The 8,074-nt window shown below is 64.4% G+C and carries 8 protein-coding genes; all 8 read right to left on the bottom strand.

The genetic code is table 11. The features are described from left to right. Nucleotides 1-273 precede the first annotated feature (273 nt). On the bottom strand, nt 274-948 hold the full coding sequence (locus AC5ZGW_RS38700) for a lectin (RefSeq protein WP_130231894.1): 675 nt from the start codon (nt 946-948) through the stop codon (nt 274-276). A gap of 149 nt (nt 949-1,097) precedes the next feature. Further along, nucleotides 1,098-2,069: a Tim44 domain-containing protein gene (locus AC5ZGW_RS38695; RefSeq protein WP_456643347.1), complete on the bottom strand. Its 972-nt coding sequence runs from the start codon at nt 2,067-2,069 to the stop codon at nt 1,098-1,100. 240 nt (nt 2,070-2,309) lie between these two features. Beyond that, nucleotides 2,310-4,871, bottom strand: a complete 2,562-nt coding sequence (cckA, locus tag AC5ZGW_RS38690) for a cell cycle histidine kinase CckA (protein WP_496114064.1) — start codon at nt 4,869-4,871, stop codon at nt 2,310-2,312. 157 nt (nt 4,872-5,028) lie between these two features. Continuing rightward, nucleotides 5,029-6,105, bottom strand: a complete 1,077-nt coding sequence (gene flhB, locus AC5ZGW_RS38685; RefSeq protein WP_130231211.1) for a flagellar biosynthesis protein FlhB — start codon at nt 6,103-6,105, stop codon at nt 5,029-5,031. Between the two features lie 23 nt (nt 6,106-6,128). Beyond that, nucleotides 6,129-6,899: a flagellar biosynthetic protein FliR gene (fliR, locus tag AC5ZGW_RS38680; protein ID WP_130231209.1), complete on the bottom strand. Its 771-nt coding sequence runs from the start codon at nt 6,897-6,899 to the stop codon at nt 6,129-6,131. Between the two features lie 14 nt (nt 6,900-6,913). Then, on the bottom strand, nt 6,914-7,177 hold the full coding sequence (gene fliQ / locus AC5ZGW_RS38675) for a flagellar biosynthesis protein FliQ (protein WP_028163545.1): 264 nt from the start codon (nt 7,175-7,177) through the stop codon (nt 6,914-6,916). 127 nt (nt 7,178-7,304) lie between these two features. After that, nucleotides 7,305-7,613, bottom strand: coding sequence for a flagellar hook-basal body complex protein FliE (gene fliE / locus AC5ZGW_RS38670; protein ID WP_028163546.1), 309 nt, complete (start codon nt 7,611-7,613; stop codon nt 7,305-7,307). Between the two features lie 20 nt (nt 7,614-7,633). After that, entirely contained in the window at nt 7,634-8,059 is a 426-nt protein-coding gene (gene flgC / locus AC5ZGW_RS38665; protein ID WP_130231207.1) for a flagellar basal body rod protein FlgC, read from the bottom strand. Between the last annotated feature and the right edge of the window lie 15 nt (nt 8,060-8,074).

Below are 8,074 nucleotides of genomic sequence, written 5' to 3'. Positions count from 1 at the left end.
AACAGACCTGAACGAAACGAGAATTGTGTTACCTATGTCGTCGGTCTGACCTGTTACCTATGTCGCCGGTTGCTCAGTGTAACGCCGGGTGAGGGGATTTGCTCTATCGAGGGGCCGCACCCGCTCACCCGCGCCTTCGGCGCGACCTCTCCCTACGGGAGAGGTGAACTTGCGGCGAGACTGATTCAGCCAAGAGACATCACGCGTTGGCGCATGATCTGATTGGATGGAATCGGATCATGCTCCAGGCAGCCGGGATTGGCGGCATGGACTTCAGTTCACGGCGAAGCAGTACAGCAAGCCGTCGCCGCCGGTGCTCTTCAGGTCAGCCTGCGAGCAGCCACCGTCGGGGCCGCGCGAAGGATGCGACGAGTTCCAGGACTTCGATGGCTCGTCGTCGCGGAGGCCGATGCGGTCGGAATGGCCGACGATGGCGGAGCCCTGCGTGCTGCTTGTCCAGTTCTTGCAGGTGCGATCCTCGCCGGCGGCAAACGCCGTGCCGTCCGCTTGCGAGCCGGTCAACACGTCGTGACGGTTCGGCGTGTCGCCGCGGCCGTTGATGACCTCGCCTTTTTCGGAAAGCGCGGTCTGCTTGGTGAGATTGTTGCCGGCGCTGTGGAGGTCGGCGACATCCTTGGCGACCACCACCCCCTTCACATTCTGCCACGGCCCTTTCCCGATGCGGTCGCGCGCGTTCACGGCCGGCTGGCCGTCGGCCGCCTGTGTCGACAGATAGGCGTGCCAGGTTTTCGGCGCGCCGAAGCCCGCCGCCTGCGCCAGCGTCTGGCAATGATTGTCGGCGCCCGCAAGCCCACCGAGATTACCGCCATTGCCGATGCCGTTGCTGGTCAGGAAGAAGCTCGCATTGGCCGACTGCGCCTGCGCCGGTTGCAGCGCGAAAGCGGCAAGTGCGAAACACGTCGGCGCGATGATGGCACGGATATTCATTTGCTCCTCCTGATTGTTCTTGGCTTCCGACATCAACCCGTAGCGGCACTGATTATTCCGACGCTGCGACCGCGAAAATGAATCGCGCAAAGCAAAAGGCGCTGCGGAATGAACCGCAGCGCCTCGATGTTACGTTATCTAGCGGACGATCAGTTCGCCTGCTGGATCGCCGAGAGTTCCCAGTCGCTGCCGCGCCGGCGCACGAAAGTCCAGACCTCCGTCACTTCCTGCGGCTGCTCGCTGCCGGCGACCGGCCGGCTGGTGGTGCGGTCGAGCGTCTGGTCGACCAGCGAGAACCGCATCGCCACGGTGGCGTAATCGGACTCGCCCTCGCGCCAGGCTTCGGCAAGATCGCCCTGCAGCAGTTTCACATTCGTCACCTTGTTGACGACGTTGCGAGCCTTGTTCTCCTCCAGGTCCTTGGAGAAGTAGGAGACCATTTCGGGCGTCGCGAGCGAGTGCAGCTTGCCGACATCCTCATTTGACCATGCAGCCTGGACCTCGCCGAGCAGGCGCTCGAAGGCCTCATAGTCGGCCGGCGCGATTTCCAGAGGTGCGTTGGACGATCCGAGGCCGAAACCCATGCCCGAGCGATAATTCGGCTGCGGGCCCACGCCGGGTGCAGGTGTCGGTCCGCCGGCATAGGCGGCGGCCGGTGTCTGGCGGCGCTGCCACCACGACATCGCGAGCCGCACCACCAGCACGATCAGGCCGATCTGCAGCAACAGGCCGAGGATCGACGTCAGGCCGCCGAGGCCGGAGAGTAGGCCACCACCGAACAAGAGGCCGAACAGGCCGGCGCCGAGGAAGCCCGCGGCGAGGCCGCCGAGCAGGCCGCGGCCCATGCCGCCCCGGTTGAACAGGCCGCCCGAATTCGCGGCCGGCGAGTTCATGCCGGTGCCAGGCTGGCTATAGGTGCGGTTGAACGGTTGCGTCGCGCCGGGCGCCGTGTTGGTGCTGGGCGGCGCGGAAAAGCTCCGCGAGCCGCGGGAACCGGAGCCGAAGCCGCCGCCGGCGCGGGCGTCGGCCGCCGAGATGCTGATAGCCGTGAGGGGCAGCGCCAGCGCGATCGCGACCGCGATAGCCCGAACAATTCCGCGCGTGTGTTGCGTGAAATTCATCTGTGTTTCCTTGAATCCCCGAAATGGGGAAAGTGACACTAAGATGGGCACGGCCGCCCAAAAGGGAAGCCGTAAACGGGAACAACCACTGCGGCCCTCAGTCGCGGGGATGTGACAAAAGCCCGTCTTTTCACGGGTTTTAGCGGCTTCTTAACCCTGTCATTGCGACCGGAGCGAGGCGCTGCAGACTGCCACCACGGAGGGCAGGTTGCTTCGTCGCCTCCCCTGGCGATGACGTTATTACAGCGTCATCGTCTCCTTCACGGCAGCGACGAGCTGCGTCAGCGTGAAGGGCTTTGGCAGGAAGGCGAACTGCTGGTTCTCCGGCAGGCTCTTCTCGAACGCATCCTCGGCATAGCCGGAGACGAAGATGATCTTCAGATCCGGATTGCGACTGCGCATCTCCTTCAAGAGCGTCGGGCCATCCATCTCGGGCATCACCACGTCGGAGACGACGAGGTCGATCTCGCCATTCTTCTCGTCGAAGGCTTCCATCGCCTCGACGCCGTTGGACGCCTCGATCACGCTGTAGCCGCGCGAACGCAAGCCGCGGGCGTTCAGTGAACGCAGACCATCCTCGTCCTCGACCAAGAGGATCGTGCCCTGCCCGGTCAGGTCGGGTTTCGGCTTCGGCGGCTCGGCTGCCGCTTCCTTGGCCGCGCCATTGGTCGGCTGCGGCTCCGGCGCGACCTCCTGCTCGGGCCGGTGGCGCGGCAGGAAGATGCGGAACGTGGTGCCCTCGCCGGGCGTGGAATCGACATATACGAAGCCGCCGGTCTGCTTGACGATGCCGTAGACCGTCGACAGGCCGAGCCCCGTGCCTTTGCCGACCTCCTTGGTCGAGAAGAACGGCTCGAAGATCTTGTCGATGATCTCAAGCGGAATGCCGGTGCCGGTATCGGTGATGTCGATCCGCACATAGTCCGCCGCCGGCAGGCCCTTGTAGGCGAGCTGGCCCGCTTCCTCCGCCGCTATGTTCTGGGTCTTGATGATCAGCTTGCCGCCATCAGGCATCGCATCGCGCGCGTTGACGGCGAGGTTGACGACCACCTGCTCGAACTGGGAGACGTCGACCTTCACCGGCCAGAGGTCGCGCCCGTGCACGAGGTCGAGCTTCACCTTCTCGCCGATCAGCCGGCGCAGCAGCATGGTCAAGTCGGATAGTGCGTCGCCGAGATCCAGCACCTGCGGCCGCAGCGTCTGGCGGCGCGAGAAGGCGAGCAGTTGCCGCACCAGCGTCGCCGCGCGGGTCGCGTTCTGCTTGATCTGCATGATGTCCTGGAACGACGGATCGGTCGGCTTGTGCGCGTTCAACAGGAAATCGTTCGCCATCATGATGGCTGACAGCACGTTGTTGAAATCGTGCGCGATGCCGCCGGCCAATTGGCCGACCATATCCATCTTCTGCGACTGGTTGATCTGGTTTTCCAGCGTACGCCGCTCGGTGGTCTCGAGCATGTAGACGATCGCGGCCTCGGCATCGCGCTCGTCCTCCTCCACCGCAGTGATGAAGAAGTGGCCCCAGCGTTCCTTGGCGCCGTCGAGCATGACCTCGACCGGCGCGATATCGCCCCTGCCCTCGGCGGCCTGGTTGATCGCCGCGATCACCAGGCTGCGGTCGCGCGGATTGACCGCGCGGAAGATCGACTTGGCGGCAGCACCATCCGCACTGAGGCCTTGCGCCAGCTTCGCATAGCGCGCATTGGCGCGCACGACATTGCCGCCGCGGTCGACGGTCGCGATCGCCATCGGCGTATGGTCGAAGAAGCGCATGAAGCGCACTTCGGCGGCGCGCTCGGGATCGTGATGCTCGTCGCGGGCGCGGCTGATGACGAGCGTGCGCGAGGCCCCGGGCGTGCCGTCGGCGCCGAAGGCAAGCTTGTGATAGAGCCGCACCGGCATCGGCTTGCCGCTGCGCATCCTGAGATCGATGTCGAAGACTTCGGTCTTCACCTCACCCGGCGCCGGCACGATCGAGGTCAGCAGCGCCGCGCCGTCGCCGGACACGATGTCGGTGAGCTTCAAGCCGCCCGAGCCGATCTCGGCGAGGTCGTAGTCGAGCCAGTTCGCGAGCGTCGCGTTGACATAGGCGATCTCGCCGGACGGCGTGACCGAGAAGAAGCCGCAAGGCGCGTGATCGAGATATTCGATCGCGTGTTGCAGTTCCTTGAACACGTCCTCCTGGCGCTCGCGGTCGCGGGTGATGTCGGCGATCGACCACACCGCATATTTCTGTTCGCGCTTGCTCTGGCCGAGCGGGCGCACCCGCATCCTGAGCCACCGCCCCTGGAGGCCATCATGGCCGGCGATACGGACCTCCTCCTGCTGCCGCTTGCCTTCGCGCGCGGCCTTGAGCAGGCGGAACACGGCCTCGGAGACATCCGGATTGCCGATGAAGACGCGCTCGACCGGCCGCACCTCCTGCGGGCTCGAAGCCCCCGTCAGCGCGAGATAGGCGGCGTTGGAATAGACCACCTGTCCGTGCGAATCCGTGACCGCCAGCCCGTCATAGGCGTGGTTGGCGATCCGGCCCATCACGGGGTCGTCGGTGGAACGGTCGGAGAAACGGACGATTCCGGCGGCAAAGGCGAAAAGGCTGAACAGCCCGACCATGGCGAGCAGCGCCAGCACGCCAAGGATATAGGGCTGTGCCTGGCCGCGGCCGATCGTCATCAGCGCGACCGCCACCGCGACGAGGCCGGCCGCCACCAGCAGAACCAGAACAATGCTGCCGCTCCGCCGCGCCGGTTCGTGGGCCACGAACGGCTCGGCAGCCTGGTTGTGATCGGTCTCGGCGGTCATTGACTGAAGCTGCCCGTCGGCGGTGAAGGCGCGCAGATTCGCCCGTCCTCCTGAGTGCCTCAATCGGAGCTTGGAGCGCAAGTCCATCAGGCCGCGATTTCCCAGGTTAAGCCCATCTCAGGCCGCTTTCGTTCCATTCCCGGAGTCCCATGCCGCGTCAGCTTCGCTGTCCCGACAGCCCGCGACGCTTCAGGCCCATGACGTAGCCGATGATTTCGGCGACCGCGTGATAGTGTTCGACCGGAATTTCCTCGTCGATATCGACGGTTGCATAGAGCGCGCGGGCCAGCGGCACATTCTCGACGATCGGGATGTCGTGATCCTTGGCGATCTCCCTGATCTTGAAGGCGATGTTGTCGACGCCCTTGGCGACGCAGACCGGCGCCTGCATGTCGCGGTCGTAGGCGAGCGCCACCGAATAGTGGGTCGGGTTGGTGATGATCACGCTCGCCTTGGGAACCGCGGCCATCATCCGCTTCTTCATGCGCTGCTGCCGCAACTGGCGGATGCGCCCCTTGATGTGCGGATCGCCTTCCGACTGTTTGAACTCCTCCTTCATCTCCTGCACCGACATCTTCTGCCGCTCGTACCATTGCCGGTACTGGAAGAAGTAGTCGGCGATCGCGACCGCGGCGAGCATCGCCACCACGGCCCCCAGCAGGTGCAAGGTCAGGCTGGTGGTGGCGGGCAGGATCGAGGCGACGTCGATTCTAAGCAGCGATTCCAGCCGGTGCCACTCCGGCCACAGCACCGCCGTCATGACCGCGCCGAGCGCGACGACCTTGAAGATGCCCTTGAGGAAATTCGCCGCCGCCTGCTTGCCGAAAATGCGCTTGAAGCCTGCGCCGGGCGAGATCTTGCTGAATTTCGGCGTCAGCGACTCCGTAGACCACACCAGGCGGTGCTGGATCATGTTGCCGGCAATCGCCGCCAGCATCAGCATCAGCAGCGGCACGCCGATCGCCGCGATGACAGCAATGCCCAGTGTCTGCATCAGCGACATCAGCCCCGGGCCGTCGGTCCTGATCATCCAGGAATTGGCGATCAGGTTGCGCAGCGGCGTCAGGATGCCTGCTGCCGTCGAGGTCGAGAAGGTCGACAGCACCAAGGTGCCGCCAGCGATCACGAACCAGGTGTTGACCTCCTGGCTCTTGGCGACATCGCCCTTCGCATGTGCGTCATCGAGACGTTTTTGCGTAGGGTCTTCTGTTTTGTCGTCGCTATCCTCGGCCATCGCGCTTCCTTAATGGCGGCTCCCTATTTCAGCGGCGTCAGTTGGTGCATGACGCCGATGAAGTATTCGAGATAGGTCCCCATCATCGCCGCGAGCACCACGGCGAAGATCAGGAACCCGGCGAGGATCGAGAGCGGCACGCCGACGAAATAGACCTGCATCTGCGGCATCAGCCGCGCCAGCACGCCAAGCCCGATGTTGAAGACGAGACCGAATACGAGAAACGGCGCCGACAGTTGCAGGCCGATCTTGAAGGCCTCCGCGAAGGCGCGCGTCGCCAGCGCCGCCACGTCGCCGGTCGGCATCAAGGCGCCCGGGGAGAAGATCTTGTAGCTCTCGTTCAGCGCCGCGAGCACCAGATGATGGGTGTCGGTCGCAAACAACAGCGTCATGCCGAGGATGGTGAGGAAGTTGCCGATGAGCTGGCCCTGCTGGCCCTGCGTCGGATCGATCGCAGTGACGAAGCCGAGCCCGAGCTGTTGGGCGATCACCGAGCCCGCGACTGCAAGCGCCGACAACGTCACGCGCGCGGTCGCCCCAAGCACGATGCCGATGACGATCTCGTGCACCATCAACATCATCAGCGACGTCACCGACGTGATGTCGACATGATAGTCGGCGCGGTGCAGCGGCAGGATGATCAGCGTCAAGAGCAGCGCGATCCCGAGCTTGATTCGCGCCGGGATGTTGCTCTCGCCGAATCCCGGCAGCAGCATCACCATCGCCCCCATGCGGGCAAACACCAGCACGAAGGTCGCGGCGAGCGCCGGCAGCAGGGATATGTCGATGCGCATTCAGTCACAGTGCATCAACCGCCGATGATTCGCGACGATATCCGCAGCATGTGGGCGTGCATGGCGTCAGCCATGAACGGCAGCGCCAATAGCATTGTCACGAAGATCGCGAGGATCTTCGGCACGTAGATCAGCGTCTGTTCCTGGATCTGCGTCAGCGCCTGGAACAGCGACACGATCACGCCGACCACGAGGCCGACGATCATCAGGGGCGATGACACCACCACGATGGTCCAGATCGCATCGCGCGCCACGTCGAGGGTTTCAGCACCGGTCATTTCAAGCGTCCTTTTTCAATCCGCCAAACCCTCCGCCGTCATTGCGAGGAGCGTCAGCGACGAAGCAATCCATGCCTCAGCAAGCGGCACCATGGATTGCTTCGCTCCGCTCGCAATGACGGAAGCCTCAGATCGGCATCTTCATGATGTCTTCATACGACTGGATCACCCGGTCCCGCACCGACACCAGGGTCGAGACCGCGACGTCGGTCTCGGCGACCGCGGTCACCACGTCCATCACATTGGCCCGGCCCGAGGTCATCGCCACGGTCTGGGCGTCGGACTTGCGGCCGGCATCCATGACGCTGCCGATGGCTTCCTTCACCAGCGCGCCGAACGAGGGGCCTGCGGTCTCGCCGCCCTTCTCGGCGCCGCCCCGCTCCATCATGCGGGCGAGGCTGGCATAGGCGTTGGCGGCGACTGTCGGTGTGGCCATGTTGGATCGCTTCCTGTTTCTTAGGACTTGAGGATATCGAGCGTGCGCTGGATCATCCGCCGCGTCGCGCTGATGATGTTGAGGTTCGCCTCATAGGAGCGCTGGGCGTCGCGCATGTCGGTCATTTCGACCAGCGGATTGACGTTGGGATATTTCACGTTGCCGGTTGCATCCGCCGCCGGATTGCTCGGCTCGTATTTGACGCGGAACGCCGACTGGTCGGGCCGCACTCTGCCGAGCGTCACCACTTTGGCATCCAGCGCGCGGTCGAGTGCGGAGGAGAAGGTCGGCACCTTGCGGCGGTAAGGATCGCCGCCGGCGGTCTGCGCCGTCGAATCGGCGTTGGCGATATTTTCCGAGATCACCCGCATCCGTCCGGCCTGCGCGCGCAGGCCGGAGGTGGCAATCGTCATCGAGCGGGCGAAATCGCTTCCATCGTCGGCCATGATCCCTTCTCCCTA

The sequence above is a fragment of the Bradyrhizobium sp. Crot121 genome, from assembly GCF_059512385.1.
This window is presented reverse-complemented; position numbering and strand designations above follow the sequence as displayed.